The sequence below is a fragment of the Solirhodobacter olei genome (assembly GCF_004010155.1).
GTDB lineage: Bacteria > Pseudomonadota > Alphaproteobacteria > Rhodobacterales > Rhodobacteraceae > Solirhodobacter > Solirhodobacter olei.
The window spans coordinates 249,221-265,217 of the sequence record NZ_RRYH01000007.1 but is presented as its reverse complement, the minus strand read 5'-3'; the positions used below and the strand labels follow the sequence as shown (position 1 = coordinate 265,217).

At 68.1% G+C, this 15,997-nt stretch carries 17 protein-coding genes; 13 read left to right on the top strand and 4 right to left on the bottom strand.

Annotation, left to right across the window (positions count from 1 at the left end; all coding sequences use genetic code 11):
- Positions 1 to 43: 43 nt before the first annotated feature.
- Positions 44 to 1,684 (bottom strand): Y-family DNA polymerase, encoded by a 1,641-nt coding sequence (locus tag EIP85_RS06790; RefSeq protein WP_127901405.1) that lies wholly within the window; start codon positions 1,682 to 1,684, stop codon positions 44 to 46.
- Between the two features lie 172 nt (positions 1,685 to 1,856).
- Here EIP85_RS06790 and EIP85_RS06785 point away from each other — a divergent pair, with 172 nt between their 5' ends.
- The 3 genes from EIP85_RS06785 to EIP85_RS06775 all read left to right on the top strand — a co-directional run bounded on the left by EIP85_RS06785 (position 1,857) and on the right by EIP85_RS06775 (position 4,573).
- A complete protein-coding gene (locus EIP85_RS06785) occupies positions 1,857 to 2,987 on the top strand; it encodes an S-(hydroxymethyl)glutathione dehydrogenase/class III alcohol dehydrogenase (protein ID WP_127901404.1) in 1,131 nt (376 codons plus the stop codon).
- A 4-nt stretch (positions 2,988 to 2,991) separates the two neighbouring features.
- Complete coding sequence (locus tag EIP85_RS06780) at positions 2,992 to 3,777, top strand: potassium channel family protein (RefSeq protein ID WP_127901403.1); 786 nt, start codon at positions 2,992 to 2,994, stop codon at positions 3,775 to 3,777.
- Positions 3,778 to 3,841: 64 nt separating this feature from the next.
- Positions 3,842 to 4,573 carry an NYN domain-containing protein gene (locus EIP85_RS06775; RefSeq protein ID WP_127901402.1) on the top strand — a complete coding sequence of 244 codons (732 nt, stop codon included), beginning with the start codon at positions 3,842 to 3,844 and terminating at the stop codon, positions 4,571 to 4,573.
- A 35-nt stretch (positions 4,574 to 4,608) separates the two neighbouring features.
- On the opposite strand, the gene EIP85_RS06770 is transcribed toward EIP85_RS06775, so the two are convergent.
- Positions 4,609 to 5,226: a TetR/AcrR family transcriptional regulator gene (locus tag EIP85_RS06770; RefSeq protein WP_127901401.1), complete on the bottom strand. Its 618-nt coding sequence runs from the start codon at positions 5,224 to 5,226 to the stop codon at positions 4,609 to 4,611.
- 133 nt (positions 5,227 to 5,359) lie between these two features.
- Here EIP85_RS06770 and mbfA point away from each other — a divergent pair, with 133 nt between their 5' ends.
- The 9 genes from mbfA (at position 5,360) to EIP85_RS06725 (ending at position 13,105) form a co-directional block, all read left to right on the top strand.
- Positions 5,360 to 6,337, top strand: coding sequence for an iron exporter MbfA (gene mbfA, locus EIP85_RS06765; RefSeq protein ID WP_127901400.1), 978 nt, complete (start codon positions 5,360 to 5,362; stop codon positions 6,335 to 6,337).
- Positions 6,338 to 6,345: 8 nt separating this feature from the next.
- Positions 6,346 to 7,047 carry a nitroreductase family protein gene (locus EIP85_RS06760; protein ID WP_127901399.1) on the top strand — a complete coding sequence of 234 codons (702 nt, stop codon included), beginning with the start codon at positions 6,346 to 6,348 and terminating at the stop codon, positions 7,045 to 7,047.
- 125 nt (positions 7,048 to 7,172) lie between these two features.
- Positions 7,173 to 8,102: an AEC family transporter gene (locus tag EIP85_RS06755; protein ID WP_127901398.1), complete on the top strand. Its 930-nt coding sequence runs from the start codon at positions 7,173 to 7,175 to the stop codon at positions 8,100 to 8,102.
- 13 nt (positions 8,103 to 8,115) lie between these two features.
- Positions 8,116 to 8,946 (top strand): S-formylglutathione hydrolase, encoded by an 831-nt coding sequence (gene fghA / locus EIP85_RS06750; RefSeq protein ID WP_127901397.1) that lies wholly within the window; start codon positions 8,116 to 8,118, stop codon positions 8,944 to 8,946.
- The gene (locus EIP85_RS06745) at positions 8,943 to 9,398 is read left to right on the top strand and encodes a YaiI/YqxD family protein (protein WP_127901396.1); all 456 of its coding nucleotides are present in this window, start codon (positions 8,943 to 8,945) and stop codon (positions 9,396 to 9,398) included. Before fghA ends, EIP85_RS06745 begins: the two co-directional genes overlap by 4 nt.
- Entirely contained in the window at positions 9,395 to 10,018 is a 624-nt protein-coding gene (locus EIP85_RS06740; protein ID WP_127901395.1) for an HAD family hydrolase, read from the top strand. Before EIP85_RS06745 ends, EIP85_RS06740 begins: the two co-directional genes overlap by 4 nt.
- Positions 10,015 to 10,932, top strand: a complete 918-nt coding sequence (locus EIP85_RS06735; protein ID WP_127901394.1) for an ornithine cyclodeaminase family protein — start codon at positions 10,015 to 10,017, stop codon at positions 10,930 to 10,932. The genes EIP85_RS06740 and EIP85_RS06735 overlap by 4 nt, the downstream gene beginning before the upstream one ends.
- Positions 10,929 to 11,855: an alpha/beta fold hydrolase gene (locus EIP85_RS06730; RefSeq protein WP_127901393.1), complete on the top strand. Its 927-nt coding sequence runs from the start codon at positions 10,929 to 10,931 to the stop codon at positions 11,853 to 11,855. Before EIP85_RS06735 ends, EIP85_RS06730 begins: the two co-directional genes overlap by 4 nt.
- 275 nt (positions 11,856 to 12,130) lie before the next feature.
- Entirely contained in the window at positions 12,131 to 13,105 is a 975-nt protein-coding gene (locus tag EIP85_RS06725) for a zinc transporter ZntB (RefSeq protein ID WP_164871657.1), read from the top strand.
- 19 nt (positions 13,106 to 13,124) lie between these two features.
- Here EIP85_RS06725 and EIP85_RS06720 read toward each other — a convergent pair whose 3' ends face one another.
- On the bottom strand, positions 13,125 to 14,369 hold the full coding sequence (locus tag EIP85_RS06720) for an MFS transporter (RefSeq protein WP_127901391.1): 1,245 nt from the start codon (positions 14,367 to 14,369) through the stop codon (positions 13,125 to 13,127).
- A gap of 133 nt (positions 14,370 to 14,502) precedes the next feature.
- Here EIP85_RS06720 and zapE point away from each other — a divergent pair, with 133 nt between their 5' ends.
- Positions 14,503 to 15,582: a cell division protein ZapE gene (gene zapE, locus EIP85_RS06715; RefSeq protein WP_127901390.1), complete on the top strand. Its 1,080-nt coding sequence runs from the start codon at positions 14,503 to 14,505 to the stop codon at positions 15,580 to 15,582.
- On the opposite strand, the gene EIP85_RS06710 is transcribed toward zapE, so the two are convergent.
- On the bottom strand, positions 15,579 to 15,971 hold the full coding sequence (locus EIP85_RS06710) for a bacteriohemerythrin (RefSeq protein ID WP_127901389.1): 393 nt from the start codon (positions 15,969 to 15,971) through the stop codon (positions 15,579 to 15,581). The genes zapE and EIP85_RS06710 overlap by 4 nt on opposite strands.
- Positions 15,972 to 15,997 lie beyond the last annotated feature (26 nt).

The window sequence follows — 15,997 nt, the reverse complement described above, 5'->3', positions numbered from 1 at the left end:
AAGAGGGGCCCCTGCCGGAGACGGTGGGGGCCTACTCTCCGCCTCAGGCGAATTCGCCGTGGCAGAACCACCCCCCCGAGACCGCCCCGCCATGGGCATAATAGAGCCAGAGCCGCTCTCCGGAACCGGTTTCCACCCGCCAGTAGTCGCGCGGGCCGGACCGCCAGGCGGGCTCGTCCAGCCACCATTCCGGCGCGATCCGCTCCGGCCCTGTGGCGGAGGCCAGCGCGAAGTCCCGCCGGCGCCAGCGGAAGCGGGCGGGCGGTGCCGGGCCCTCGGCGCCCTCGGGGCAGCTCACCGGCTCCGGTGGGAACATCAGCAGGGGCCGCGGCGCCGGGGCCGCGGGCCAGGCGCCGGCCGGTTCCGACCAGGCGGCGGCGAGGGTCTGGGCCGCCTTCTCCGGGATATGGCTGTCACCGGGATGGGCGCGGGTCAGCGCCTCCATCCCGATCCGCGCGCCGATCCGGGCGATCAGCAGGTCGAAGCCGCGATCCTCCGCCGCGCCACCGTCGAGCGGGCCGCGGATCTGCCGGGCCGGCAGCGGCTCCACCACCCGCGCCTCCAGGCGCAGGCAGTCGATGCCGAGACCGGGGTCGATCGCCTCGATCTTCATCGCCAGCAGCGGGCGGATATCGGCGGCGAGCGCCGAGGGGCGGGCGAGGCCGACCTCCACCGCCTCGGTCCCGTGGTCGCTGCGGAAGGCCTGCAGCCTGAGCCGCCGCGCCCCGCGCCCGGCGGCGGCGAGCTTGCGGGCCAGCGGCGGAAGCAGCCGGTCGATCCCGGCGAGGATATCCTCGGCCAGGCCGATCGGCTCCGGAAAGGTCAGGCGGGTGGCGAAATGCACCTCCGGCCGGGGGGCGGAGACCGGCTCCGCCTCCAGCCCCAGCGCCTGGTCGAGCCGCCGGATGAGGGCAAGACCGTAGCGGCGCGACAGCGCGGCGCGGGGCATGCCGAGGATATCCTCGATCCGGTTCAGGCCGACCCGGGCCAGCGCGGTCACCACTTCCGGCGGCAGCCGCAGCGCGGCGACCGGCAGGGGGCCGAGCGCCTGGCGGATATGGCCCGGGGGGGCGATGCGGGCCTGTGGCGCGGCGGGCGCGGCGAGGACCGGGCGCTGGCCGCCCCGCGTCCAGTGCCGCCGCCCGGCACGGGAGCGGGTGGCCCGCGCCTCCTGCGCGATATCGTCGCCCGAGCGCAGCCGCCCCGGCGCCCGCCCGGCGAAACGCGCCAAGGCCCAGGCCGCGCCAACCGTATCGGCCAGCCCGATCTCCGCCATGAGCCCGAGCCGGGCGCATTCCCGCTCCAGCAGCGCGACCATCCCGGCCTCGCCGCCGAAGAGATGGGCGCAGCCGGTGATGTCGAGCACCAGCCCGTCCGGCGGCATCTCCCCCACCCAGGGCGAGAGCTTGCCCGCCCAGCGCCGGAGGTGGGAAAGAAACACCGCCTCCGCCTCCGGATCGGCGGGGCGGGTGACGAGCGTGGGGCAGAGGCCGAGCGCGTCCCTCAGCGGCTGGCCGGGGGCGAGGCCCGCCGCCTCCGCCTCGGCCGAAAGCGCGGAGAGGAGGCGCATGTTGCCCACCTCGGCCACCACCGCCACCGGCCCGGTCAGCCTGTCGCGCCGGATCAGCCGTTCCGCGGCAAGGCGCGGAAACCAGAGCGACAGAATGCGGCGGGTGTCGTGCATGACCAGATGTTCTCCATACGTTCCAATTTAGGCTCGCCCGTGGGGGGAGTCGAGTCCGCCCCGGCGAGGGGCGGGCCGGCCGTCGGAAACGGGGCACCGCCTGCCGCGCGGGCGGTTGCATCGCGCCCGCCTTTCGCCCAGCATGCGCCCCGACACGCACAGGGAGGACACCATGAGAACCCGCGCCGCCGTGGCCGTTCAGGCCGGCAAGCCGCTCGAGATCATGGAGGTGAACCTCGACGGGCCGAAGCCCGGCGAGGTGATGGTGGAGATCAAGGCCACCGGCATCTGCCATACGGACGAATTCACCCTTTCGGGCGCCGACCCGGAGGGCCTGTTCCCCGCCATCCTCGGCCACGAGGGCGCGGGCATTGTCGTCGAGGTCGGCGAAGGCGTGACCAGCGTGAAGAAGGGCGACCACGTGATCCCGCTCTACACGCCGGAATGCCGGGAATGCCCCTCCTGCCTCAGCCAGAAGACCAACCTCTGCACGGCGATCCGGTCCACCCAGGGGCAGGGCGTGATGCCCGACGGCTCCAGCCGCTTCTCCACCCTCGATGGCGATCCGATCCTGCATTACATGGGCTGTTCGACCTTCTCGAACTACACCGTCCTGCCGGAGATCGCGGTGGCGAAGGTGCGCGAGGACGCGCCCTTCGACAAGATCTGCTACATCGGCTGCGGCGTGACCACCGGCATCGGCGCCGTCATCAACACCGCCAAGGTGGAGATCGGCGCGAAGGCCGTGGTCTTCGGGCTGGGCGGCATCGGCCTCAACGTGATCCAGGGCCTGCGGCTTGCCGGCGCGGACATGATCATCGGGGTCGACCTGAACCCGGCCAAGAAGGAAATGGCCGAACGCTTCGGGATGACCCATTTCGTCAACCCGTCCGAGGTGGAGGGCGACCTTGTCCCCTATCTCGTCAACCTGACGAAGACGCCCTTCGACCAGATCGGCGGGGCGGATTACTCCTTCGACTGCACCGGCAACGTGAAGGTGATGCGGGCCGCGCTGGAATGCACCCACCGCGGCTGGGGCCAGTCGATCATCATCGGCGTCGCACCTGCGGGCGCGGTCATCGAGACGCGGCCGTTCCAGCTGGTCACAGGGCGGATCTGGAAGGGCACGGCCTTCGGCGGTGCGCGCGGCCGGACCGACGTGCCGAAGATCGTCGACTGGTACATGGACGGCAAGATCGAGATCGACCCGATGATCACCCACACGCTGAGCCTGAACGAGATCAACAAGGGGTTCGACCTCATGCATGCGGGCGAATCGATCCGCAGCGTCGTCGTCTACTAGGCAGATGGCCCGAGGGCGCGCGGCCGAGACCCGGCGCGACAGGCTCCGTGCCCTCTACGAGGGCCGGAGCAGGCGCGCCCATACCTTCCGCTACGCACTGCTGATCTTCGACCTGGTGACGATCGTCTTCGTGATCGTCACCTCCTTCCTGCCGCACGGGCTGGCGACGACGCTGGGCGACGCGCTGTTCGGCGCCGTCATACTTGCCGATTTCGGGGCGCGGCTGGCAATCTCAGGCAGCCGGCTGCGTTTCTTCGCCCGGCCGGCTGCCTGGGCCGATCTCGCCGCGGTCCTGTCCTTCCTGCTGCCGCTGGCGGAGGAGGGCCTCGGTTTCCTGCGCATCCTGCGGACGCTGCGGCTTCTGCGGACCTACCAGCTTCTTGCCCGGCTCAGGGTCGATTTCCCCTTCTTCCGCCGCAACGAGGCGGTGGTGCTGGCGGCAATCAACCTTCTGGTCTTCATCTTCGTGATGACCGGGATCGTCTACACCACCCAGCACGGCAGCAATCCGCAGATCCGCAACTATGCCGACGCGCTCTATTTCACCGTGACGGCGCTGACGACCACGGGCTTCGGCGACATCACGCTGCAGGGCACGCTGGGGCGGATGATCTCGGTCGTAGTGATGATCTTCGGTGTCACGCTGTTCCTGCGGCTGGCGCAGGTTCTGTTCCGGCCCAACAAGGTGCGCGCGCCCTGCAAGCAATGCGGTCTTCTGCTGCACGAGCCCGACGCGATCCATTGCAAGCATTGCGGCGCCCCGGTGCGGATCGAGACCGAGGGCGGTTGAGGGCCGGGCTGTCGCCGGGGCCGCAGGGATGCTAGAAGGGCAGCCCAAAAGAAAGGTACCCCTGATGGCCCGCGCCGGCATCCCCCTCCTCGCCGTCCTGATCGACGCCGACAACACGTCCCCCGCCTGGGCGGAGGCGATCTTCGAGGAGATCGCGGGGCTCGGCGAGGCCTCGGTCCGGCGGATCTACGGCGACTTCTCCCGCCCCGGGCTGAAGGGCTGGTCCGACCGGCTGGCGACCCTGGGCCTCGTGCCGCACCATTCGCCGATGAACACTGTGGGCAAGAACGCCTCGGATATCGCGCTGGTGATCGACGCGATGGACCTGTTGCATTCGGGCCGGTTCGACGGCTTCGTCCTTGTCTCCTCCGACAGCGACTTCACCCGCCTCGCCTCGCGCATCCGCGAGCAGGGGCTCGACGTCTACGGCATCGGCCAGCACAAGACGCCCGAGGCCTTCCGCCGCGCCTGCAAGCGCTTCATCTTCGTGGAGAACCTGACCGCGCCGGCCCCGGCGAGCGACGGGGCAGCCGCGGCCAGCGCGGGCCGGGACGAGGTATCGGCGAAGAAGGAGCCACCCTCAAAGGCGATCCCGCTGATCGTCGGGGCGATGCGGGCGATCGGCGATGACGAATGGTATTCGCTGGGCCAGATCGGCCAGTTCATCACCCAGGCCAACCCGGAATTCGACGCCCGCACCTACGGCAGCGCGAAGCTTTCCGACCTGATCCGCAAGACGGGGCGGTTCGACGTACGCCAGGAAGGCAACCACCTTCTGGTGCGCGACAAGGCCTGAGCAAGTTCGGCGCCTGAGCCGCCCGAGGCCCTGCCCTACCGCACCCCGTAGCGCGCCAGGAACATGTCCACCGCGCCTTCGATCGTGCGTTCCAGGTCCTGGCGGCAGCAGGCGGCGGCGCCGAAGATCAGCTTGGAGTGGATGCCCGCCTTGCAGAGCTCGGCGAACTGGTCGGCGGCCAGAGCCACGTCGTCGATCTTCAGCTCGCCCCGGTCGCGCGCGGCGCTCAGGTAATCGGCGATGCGGCGATGGACCAGTTGCGGGCCGGATTCGTAGAAGGCGCGGCCAAGCTCCGGGAACCTGTCGCTTTCGGCGACGCAGACACGGAAGATCTTCTGAGAGAAATCCGAGGTGACCAGCGACACAAGCCGCCGGGCGGCCGCCGTCAGCACCTCGCGCGGGGGGGCCTCGGGGTTGGTCAGTTCAAGCGCCGTCTGCGCCTGGCGGGCGCATTCGGTACGCGCCACCTCGAGGAACAGAAGCCGCTTATCGGGGAAGTAGCTGTAGAGGGTCGCCTTGGAGACGCCGGCCTCCTGCGCGATGTCATCGACGCTTGCGCCCTCGAACCCGTCGCGGAGAAAAACCGTCCGGGCGCCGGCAAGCACCTGATCGTATTTTCGGCCCTTCTTGACGCCTGCAACGGCGATGGTCATGGCATCTTCCCCTTTCCGTAAACGAGATATAAACAGAACGGTTCAGTGAAACAAGCGCCTGTGCCAGCCTGCCACAGGGTTGCATCTCCATGTCCTCCTGTTAACTTAGAAACATTCTAATAAGGAGTCCGTGATGATACCCGGTGTGTCGAACCGCCGTCGCTTCTCAGACTTGAGTGAACAGGAGATTCTGGCGCTCGCGATCTCCTCGGAAGAGGATGACGCACAGATCTACCGCACCTATGCGCAACGGCTGCGATCGGATTTCCCCGGCTCCGCCAAGATCTTCGACGGCATGGCCGAGGAGGAGGACGACCACCGCCGCCGCCTGATCGAGCTGCACAAGAAGCGCTTCGGCGACGTGATCCCGCTCATTCGGCGCGAGCATGTTGCGGGCTTTTACGCAAGGCGTCCCATCTGGCTCGTGCAGAACCTCTCGCTTGAAACGATCCGCGACGAGGCGGCCGCGATGGAGCGGCAGGCCGGCGCCTTCTACAAGCGCGCGGCGGAAGGTGCCAAGGACGCTGACACCCGCAAGCTTCTCGGCGATCTCGCCGCCGCCGAGGTCGGCCACGAGCACCGGGCCGAGGAACTGGCCGAGAAGCACCTCGGCGCCGACGAACGTGACGAGGAGGATCGTGCGGCCAAGCGCCAGTTCGTTCTGACCTGGGTGCAGCCGGGCGTGTCGGGGCTGATGGACGGCTCCGTCTCCACCCTTGCGCCGGTCTTCGCGGCGGCCTTCGCCACCCGCGATCCGCACCAGACGCTGCTCGTCGGCCTCGCCTCGGCCATCGGCGCGGGCATCTCGATGGGCTTCGCCGAATCGGTCGGCGACGATGGCGAACTGTCCGGCCGCGGCAGCCCGCTGAAGCGCGGCATCGCGTCGGGCGTGATGACGGCGCTTGGGGGCCTGGGCCATGCCCTGCCCTATCTGCTCCCGGATTTCTGGACCGCGACGATGGTCGCCTTCGCGGTGGTCGCGGTAGAGCTTTGGGCGATCGCCTTCATCCAGAACCGCTACATGGAAACGCCGTTCCTGCGGGCCTCGATGCAGGTGGTGCTTGGCGGCGCGCTGGTCTTCGCGACCGGCATCCTGATCGGGGGCGGTTGAGGCGCAAGATGTATTCGAAGGACGACCTGGGCTATAGCCCGCTGCCCCTGCCCGATGACGTGAGCCTTGGCCCGGCGGCCTCACTCGCCCATGCGACACGCTTCCGCGACGCGATGGCCAAGCGCCACACGGTGCGCGATTTCGCACCCACCCCCGTGTCCGAGGAGGTCATCGCCGCCTGTATCGCCACCGCGGGCGGCGCGCCTTCCGGCGCCAATCACCAGCCCTGGCATTTCGTGGCGATCTCCGACCCTGCGATGAAGTCCCGCATCCGCGCCGCGGCGGAGGAGGAGGAGCGTGCCTTCTACGCCGGCGGCGGCGGCGACGAATGGCTGCGCGCGCTGGAACCGATCGGCACCGGCGTCTCCAAGCCGCATCTGGACATCGCGCCCTGGCTGATCGTGGTCTTCGCGCAGCGCTGGGGCACCACCGCAGAGGGGCAGCGCTACAAGAACTATTACGTGCCCGAAAGCGTCGGCATCGCCACAGGCTTCCTGATTGCGGCGATCCACCACGCCGGGCTGGTCTGCCTGACCCACACGCCGAACCCGATGAAGTTCCTGCCCGAACTCTGCGGCCGCCCGGCCTCGGAAAAGCCGGTGATGATCCTGCCGGTCGGCTACCCGGCCGGGGGCGCGACCGTCCCCGCCGCGGCCAAGATCAAGAAGCCGCTGGGCGAGATCATGACGGTGCTGAAACCCGGCGCCTGACGCGCGGCCCCTTGCCCTTTCACCCTGGTCCAAATATCCCCGCCGGTGACACGAAGACTTTATCACCGGGATTTTTCTCGCCTCCGGCGGGGATATTTTCGCCAGGATGAACGCGAGGGGGATTTATGATCGAGGTGCTGATCCGGGTCCTGCCGTTCTTTGCCCTGATCGGCGTCGGCTATCTCTCCGGCCGCTCCAGTTTCCTGTCGGAAGAGGGCGTGGCGGCGATCACCAAGTTCGTCTTCTACTTCGCGCTCTCGGCGATGCTGTTCAAGTTCGCCTCCAACCTCTCGCTGAGCGAGATCTATTCCACGCCCTTCGTGCTGGCCTATCTCTCCGGGACCACGACGGTCTACCTGCTGGCCTATGCGGTGGCGATGCTACGCAAGGTCAGCCGGGCCGAGGCGGCGGTCGAGGCGCAATGCGCGGTGATCGGCAATACCGGCTTTCTCGGCGTGCCGCTTCTGATCGCGCTTCTGGGGCCCAAGGCGGCGGGGCCGGAGCTGATGGTGCTGACCATCGATCTCTTCGTCTTCTCCTCGGTCATCACCATCCTGATCACCGCCGCGCGCGAGGGCCGGGTTCACTGGCGCATCCTCGGCACGCTCGGGATGGGTCTTCTGAAGAACCCGATGATCGTCTCTATGGGCCTCGGCGTGCTCTGGTCGGTGACAGGATGGCCGGTGCCGCGGCCGATCAACGATTTCATGGGGATCCTTGGCGGCGCGGCGACCCCGGGGGCGCTTTTCGCCATCGGCGCTTCGCTCGCCGCGCGGTCGGCCGAGCGGCTGGAGGTGGCGGGCTGGCTGAGCTTCTGCAAGCTGGTGCTGCACCCCACGGCGGTGGCCATCGCGGCGCTCCTTGTCTTCCCGGTGGACCGCTTCGCCGCGCATGTGATGGTGGCCGCGGCCTCGCTGCCGGTGGCCGGCAATACCTATATCCTGGCACAGCATTTCCGGGTCGCGCCGCAGCGCGTCTCGGCCTCGATCCTGGTCTCCACGGCGATCTCTGTGCTGACGGTCTCGGCCGTGCTCGCCTGGATCACCGCAGCCTGACGGAGGACGACAGATGAGAACGATCAGCGAGAACCGGGCCTTCGGTGGCGTGCAGGGCGTCTATGCCCACGACTCCGACGCCTGCGGTTGCGAGATGACCTTTGGTCTTTTCCTGCCCGAAGCCGCGCAGGAGGAGCCGGTGCCGCTGCTGTGGTATCTCTCCGGCCTCACCTGCACGCATGAGAACGCCATGGTGAAGGCCGGCGCGCAGGCCTGGGCGTCCGAGCACGGGATCGGCCTCGTCTTCCCCGACACCAGCCCCCGCGGCGCCGGCGTGGCCGACGACGAGGCCTATGACCTCGGCCAGGGCGCGGGCTTCTACGTCAACGCGACCGAAGCGCCCTGGGCGCCCCATTACCAGATGTGGGATTACGTGGCCGAGGAACTGCCGCGGCTTCTATTCAACGCCTTCCCGGTGGAGGAGGAGCTGCAGGCGATCACCGGCCATTCCATGGGCGGCCATGGCGCGTTGACGCTGGCCATGGCCTATCCCGGCCGCTTCCGCTCCGTCTCTGCCTTCGCGCCTATCGCGCATCCGGCGGCCTCGGACTGGGGACGCAAGCAGTTCACGGCCTATCTCGGCCCGGACGAGGCGAAATGGGCGGCGCATGACGCGACGCTGATGATGAAGAAGCGCGGCTTCGACGGGCCGCTGCTGATCGACCAGGGGACCTCGGACCAGTTCATCGACCTTCTGATGCCCGAAGCCATCGCCGAGGCCATCGCACGCCGCCGCCAACCGGGGCGGATCCGGCTGCAGAAGGGCTACGATCACAGCTATTTCTTCATCTCGACCTTCATGGAGGACCACATCGCCTTCCATGCCGAGGCGCTCTTCGCGTGATCTATGTCGATGCCGACGCCTGCCCGGTGAAGGCCGAGGCGGAGAAGGTCGCGAGCCGCCATCTCGAACGCCTTGCCTTCGTCTCGAACGGCGGGCTGCGGCCCTCCGAGAACCCGCTGGTGGAGATGATCTACGTTCCCGACGGGCCGGACGAGGCCGACAAGTGGATCGCCGAGCGCGCCGGGCGGGGCGACGTGGTGGTGACCGGGGACATCCCGCTCGCCGCGCGCTGCATCGAGGGGGGCGCCCGCGTCGTGCGGCACAATGGCGAGATCTTCACGCCGAAAAACATCGGCACGATCCTCGCGACGCGCGACCTGATGGCCGATCTGCGCGCCGCCGACCCGTTCCGGCAGGGTGGTGGCAGACCCTTTACAAAGGCCGATCGCTCGCGTTTTCTGGAGGCCCTAGACCGAGAACTGAACGCGGCCCGGAGAGAGAGAACGGCATGACCCGTCCCGAGGCGGTCGTCTTCGATATCGGCAATGTCCTCATCGAGTGGCAGCCGCTGCGGTTCTATGACCGCGTGCTGGGCGAGGCCGCCCGGCGGGAACTGTTCAAGGCCGTGGACCTGGACGGCATGAACCTTTCCGTCGACCGGGGGGCGGATTTCGGCGCCAGCGTGGCGGCCTTGGCCGATCGGCACCCGGAGCATCGCGAGGCGATCCTGATGTGGCGGGACAACTGGCTGGAGATGTGTACGCCGGTTATCGACCACTCCGTCCGCCTGCTGTCCGCGCTTCGTGCGCGGGGCGTGCCGGTCTTCGCACTGACGAATTTCGGCGCCGAAACCTTCGAGATCGCCCGCGCCCGCTATGCATTCCTCAACGATTTCGACCGGCATTACGTTTCGGCCCATCTGCAGGTGATGAAGCCCGAGCCGCGGATCTACGAGATCGTCGAGGAAGACTGCGGCCTCGCCCCCGAAGCCCTGCTTTTCGCCGACGACCGGCCGGAGAACATCGCGGCGGCCCAGGCGCGCGGCTGGCGTGGGCACCTGTTCGAGGGGCCGGCGGGCTGGGCCGAGCGGCTGGTCTCGGAAGGACTTCTGACAGCGGAGGAGGCGGCATGAGCATCCAGATCATCGGACCGGAAATCGAGCCGCGCCTCGACTGGGCAAAGCTGACCGAGGCATTGGAGGCAGGCCACAGGATGCCCCGTGCAGCGATCGGCGACACCCTTCTGCATCAGGGCAAGAACACGATCCTGTCCCGCTCCGCCTGGATCGCGGGGATGGGTGCGCTGGTGAAGACGGCGACGATCTACCCCGGCAACCCGGGCAACGGGCTGCCCAGCATCAACGGCTCCGTCTGCCTGTTCCGGGACGAGACCGGGGTGCTGGAGGCGCTGGTCGATTTCGGTCTGGTCACCAAGTGGAAGACGGCCGGCGACAGCCTGCTTTCCGCCAAGCGCCTTGCCCGCCCCGACAGCCGAGTGATCCTGCTGGTGGGGGCCGGGGCTGTCGCGCGCTCGATGGTGGAGGCCTATGGCTCTGCCTTCCCCGGGGCGCAGTTCATCGTCTGGAACCGGTCGGCCGAGGGCGCGTCGCGCTTCGCGGCAGAGGTGCCCTACGTGACCATCAGCCATGACCTGCCCGGCGCGGTGGCGGCGGCGGATATCATCTGCACCGCCACGATGTCGAAGGAACCGCTGATCAAGGGCGAATGGCTGAGCCCGGGCACCCACCTCGACCTGATCGGGGCCTATACACCCGAGATGCGGGAGGTGGACGATACCGCGTTGAAAAAGGCGCGTATTTTCGTCGATTCGCGGGACACCACGCTGCATGACATCGGCGAGCTGAAATCGCCGCTGTCGCGTGGGGTGATCGCCCCGCAGGACGTGCTGGCGGATTTCTACGACCTCGAGACCGGCGCCTACGCGCGGCGCTCGGCGTCCGAGATCACCATCGCCAAGAACGGTGGCGGCGCGCATCTGGACCTGATGACGGCGCGCTACATCCTGGCCACGGCGCGCGGCACATGATCTGGGCGCTTCTTGCCCTGATCCTTGTCCTCCTGCTTCTGCCGGTGGTGGTGGAGGCACTCCGCAAGCCCATGGACGCGAAGGCGCGGCGCCTGGCAACGGGCGATTTTATCGAGCTTTCCCGAGGGCTTACCTATTACGAATGGCGTGGCCCCTCGCGCGGGCCGATCGTGGTCTGTGTGCATGGGCTGACCACGCCGAGCTATGTCTGGACCCCGCTCGCGGTGGCGCTGACGGGGCTTGGGATGCGGGTTCTGACCTATGATCTTTATGGCCGGGGCATGTCGGACCGGCCGCCGGGGCGGCAGGACCGGGCTTTCTTCGTCACCCAGCTGGAGGAGCTGCTTGCGGCGCTGGAGATTACCCAGGGCGTGACGCTCATCGGGTATTCCATGGGCGGCGCCATCGCCACCGCCTATGCCGAGGATCATCCCGAACGCGTGGACCGGCTGGTGCTGGTGGCGCCGGTGGGGCTGGGCCACCGGGTAAGCCGGTTCCTTTCCTTCTGCGCCCGGGTTCCGGTTCTGGGCGACGGGCTGATCCGCGTCCTGGGCGATATCATGCACCGCCGCTCGATCAACCGCGCCCTGCCTGCCCAGCCGGAACTGCCTGATTTCGTTAAGAGATCTGCCGCGGAAATGGGCTATCGCGGCAGCCTTCCGGCGGTGCTGTCCAGCCTGCGGAACATGATGCGGGAAAACCTCGCACAGACGCATCGCAAGCTGGGCGAGACCGATCTGCCGGTCCTCGCCGTCTGGGGCGAGGTGGATGCGGTGATCCCGCTTTCCGCCATGGGGCGGCTGGCGCAGATCAACCGCAACGCGCGGCAGGCCGAGGTCCCGGGCGCCACCCACGCCCTGCCCTACACCCATCCCGAGGCGATCATGGCCGCGATGACGGACGTGCTGCGCGATCCGGTCTGAAAGCTTAACGACATTGGAAGGCGGCGTGCGATGGGCCTGGCCCTGACCCGCCAAATTGCGCCTAAACGGCTGAAAAGGCCACAAAATCCGAATACCGAAATAACACCGCTTTTGCACCGCTTTCGCACCGTAACCGGCCGCAGACCCTGGCACAGCTGTTCGCGATTAGGAAACATTCCTGCTCCAGGAACGGATTGTCCGCGATCCGGAAAGATATGCCCGGCCCCGCCTTTTTGACTTTGGGCCCCGCCCCGGACCGCGCTATCTCTGGGGCCATGAGCGAGCACATCCTTTTCGCCTACATGCTGAACGGCCCCGAGCGTGGCGCCCGGCTGCGGCACGAGCCCGAGATCGTCGGTGCGCTGCAGGCGCCGGAGCTGGCCTGGCTGCACCTGCGCGCCAGCCATGCGCGGACCGAGGACTGGATGCAGGAGAATCTCGGCTGGCTGGACCCGCTGGTGCTGCGGGCGCTTCTGGCGGAAGAGACGCGGCCGCGCGCGGCGCCGCTGGGCGAGGGGATGCTGCTGATCCTGCGGGGTGTGAACCTGAACCCCGGGCAGGACCCGGAGGACATGGTCTCCATCCGGATCTACGCCGATCCGGCGCGGGTCGTCTCTACCGCCGTGCGCGATCTCGTCTCGGTCGGGGATCTGAGCGAGCAGGTCGCGGCCGGCCAGGGGCCGGAACGCGTCGGCAGCTTCATCTGCCGGCTGATCGAGCGGCTCAACGACCGGATCGAGGAGTTCCTGCACCGGCTGGAGGAGAACTGCGACGACCTGGAGGATGCGCTGCTGGAGGAACCGGAGCCGGAACTGGGCGCGCAGATTTCGGAGGCGCGGCGCAGGTTGATCCAGTTCCGCCGCCATATCGGGCCGCAGCGCGATGCGCTTTCGGGGCTGATCCGTGCGGAATCGGGTCTTTTCGATCCGCGCGAGACCCGGGCGCTGGTCGAAGCGCATGAACGGCTGACACGTACGATCGAGGATGCCGATGCGCTGCGGGACCGGCTGGCGGTCGTGCGGGACGAATTGCAGGGCGTGCTTTCGGGCCGGGTGGGGCGAAACCTCTACATGCTTTCGATCATCACGGTGGTCTTCCTGCCGATCAGCTTCGTCACCGGGCTTCTGGGCATCAATGTCGGCGGCATCCCGGGCGCCGAGAACAAGGCCGGCTTCTGGATCGTCTGCGCGATCCTGCTGGCCATCGTTGCACTGGTCTTCGCGCTGCTTCGGAAGCTGCGCTGGATCTGAGCGGGCCGGAGGGCGGCGCTCAGATCGGCCGGGCCTCCAGCGGTTCCTCCTGCACCGGCAGGTGGACGATGGCCGAGAAGGCGCCGACCGCCACGCCGATCCACCAGACAGCGGTGTAGCTGCCGTAGAGGTCGTACATCCAGCCGCCGAGCCAGACGCCGGTGAAGCTGCCGAGCTGATGGGACAGGAACACGATGCCGTAGAGCGTGCCCATGTAGCGCACCCCGTAGATCTGCGCGACGAGACCCGAGGTCAGCGGCACGGTGGCAAGCCACAGCGCCCCCATGGCGAAGGCGAAGAGCACCACCGTCGCGGGCGTCACCGGCGTCAGGATGAAGGCGGCGGAGACCAGGGTGCGCAGCGTGTAGATGCCCGAGAGCAGAAGCCGCTTGGAATAGATCCGCCCCAGCCAGCCCGCCGTGAAGGTGCCGCAGACATTGGCGATGCCGATGAAGGCGATGGCCGCCGCGCCCAACGCCGAGGTCGAGGAGATGCCGAGCGCCGCGAGTGGCCCGGTGGGCGAGATCGCACCGCAGCTTTCCGTCACCAGCGCGGGGAAATGCGCGGTGATGAAGCCAAGCTGGTAGCCGCAGGAGAAGAAGCCCACGAAGATCAGCGTAAAGCTGGGATCGCGGAAGGCGCGGGCGACGACGGTGGTTAGCTTCTCTGAAGGCTCTGTTCCGGCGTGATGCGGGGTCGGCGCGGTCAGGAAGGGCAGCGCGAAAAGCGCCAGCAGGATCGCCGCGGCAAGGACCAGGAAGACCGTCGAAAGCGGCATCCGGGCCAGCATCGCCTCTGTCGCGAGCGGCCCCGCGACCTGGCCGAGCGAGCCCGCCGCCGTTGCGATGCCCAGCGCGAGGCTGCGATGTTCCGGCGGGGCGGCGCGGCCGATGATGGCGAGGATCGTGCCGAAGCCGATCCCGGCGATGCCGAAGCCGACCATGACCTCCAGGAGCTGGTATTCGCCTGCCGTCGTGGCCCCGGCGGTCAGCACCAGGCCGCCGGCGTAGAGGATCGCGCCCAGCGTCACCGCGCGACGGTCGCCGAAGCGTTCGGCGAAGGCGCCGAAGATCGGCTGGCCGATCCCCCAGGCGAGGTTCTGAATGGCGATGGCGAAGGAGAATTCCTCCCGCGGCCAGCCGAAGGTCTGGCCGATGGGGATCTGGAACACGCCGAAGCTGGACCGGATCGCGAAGCTGACGATCAGCACCAGGCTGCCGGCGATCAGAACCGGGGTGACGAGGGGGGTGCGCGTCTGGGTCAACTCGGCCTCCGGAGGCGCGGGTCACGCGCGTGTTACCGAGCGTGAGATAGCGGCTGGGCCGGGCCTGTCCAATGACAAAATGTGCGCCCGCCGATCATCTTTCCTTATACCGGATCGAACGGTATACGGCGGCATGCGACAGACGCTGACAGAGCTTTACGACGCGCGGGTGGCGGCAGGTGATCTGCGGCCCGACGCGGCGCAGCGCGCGGTTCTGCCGGCGCTGGAGGAGGTGCGGCATTGGCTGGAGGAGACCTCTGCCAAGCGCCGGGGCCTTCTGGGTGGATTATTCGCCAAGCCTCCGGCGGCGCCGAAGGGGCTTTACCTCTGGGGCGGGGTCGGGCGCGGCAAGTCGATGCTGATGGACCTGTTCATGGCCGCGACGGGGATCGAACGGAAGCGGCGGGTGCATTTCCACGCCTTCATGCAGGAGATCCAGAAGGGGCTGGAGGCGGCGCGGAAGACCGAGACCGCGGACGCGCTGCAGCCGGTGGCAGAGGCGGTGATCGCGAAGACCCGGCTTCTGTGCTTCGACGAGATGCAGATCACCGATATCGCCGATGCGATGATCGTGGGGCGGCTGTTCCAGAAGCTCTTCGACGCCGGGGTGGTGATCGTCACCACGTCGAACCGGGTGCCGGAGGATCTTTACAAGGACGGGCTGAACCGCGGGATCTTCCTGCCCTTCATCGACCTTCTGCGCGAGAAGATGCAGGTGGTGGAGCTGGAGGCGGAGGGCGATTACCGCCAGCATCGCCTGGCCGGGGCGCAGGTCTGGTTCACCCCGGCGGGGGCGGAGGCCGGCCGCGCGATCTCCTCCATCTGGGCCGAGCTGACCGGGGGCGACCGCGGCAGCCCGCTGGTCCTGCCGGTGAACGGGCGGGAGCTGGTGGTGGAGGCGTTCCACAACGGCGTTGCCCGCGCGTCGTTCTGGGAGCTTTGCGCAAGGCCGCTGGGGCCGGCGGATTACCTTGCGCTCGCGGGCGCCATCCGGGTGCTGGTGCTGGAGAACATCCCGCACCTGACCGCCTCGAACTACAACGAGGCGAAACGCTTCGTCACGCTGATCGACACGCTTTACGAGGCGCGGGTGCGGCTGATCGCATCGGCCGCCGATGCGCCGGAGAACCTGTATGTCGAGGGCGAAGGGTCCTTTGAATTCGGGCGCACGGCGAGCCGGCTGCGCGAGATGCAGGCGGCGGACTGGGGTTAGCCGGGCGCGTGGTCGCGGAGCTGTATGTCGATCCGGCAGATGTGGCTGGTAAGCCAGCCTTCGACCTTGTCGAGCAGCGCTCCGGCCGTTTCAGGGCTGAAGCCCGCGCTGCGGTAGCGGATCGCCTCGCGGTCGAGAAGCGTCAGGAAGGCCGCGTGCTCCACCTTGTTGCGGGCGGCGACGGGGCATTTGCGGATGTGCATGCATTCGTCTTCCAGGCCGAAATGTGCCTCGGCATAGGCGGATAGAAACTGCAGGAAGAGGTCGTAGACCCCCGCGCCCTCGCCGGCGTTCAGGGCCTCGCGGAAACTGTCGGTCGAGGCGAAGAGCGTCTTGTGCTGCTCGTCGATCGACGCGAGGCCGGTTGCGTATTCGGGACGCCATTTCATGCTTTAGCCTCTCCTGCCTGCTCCAC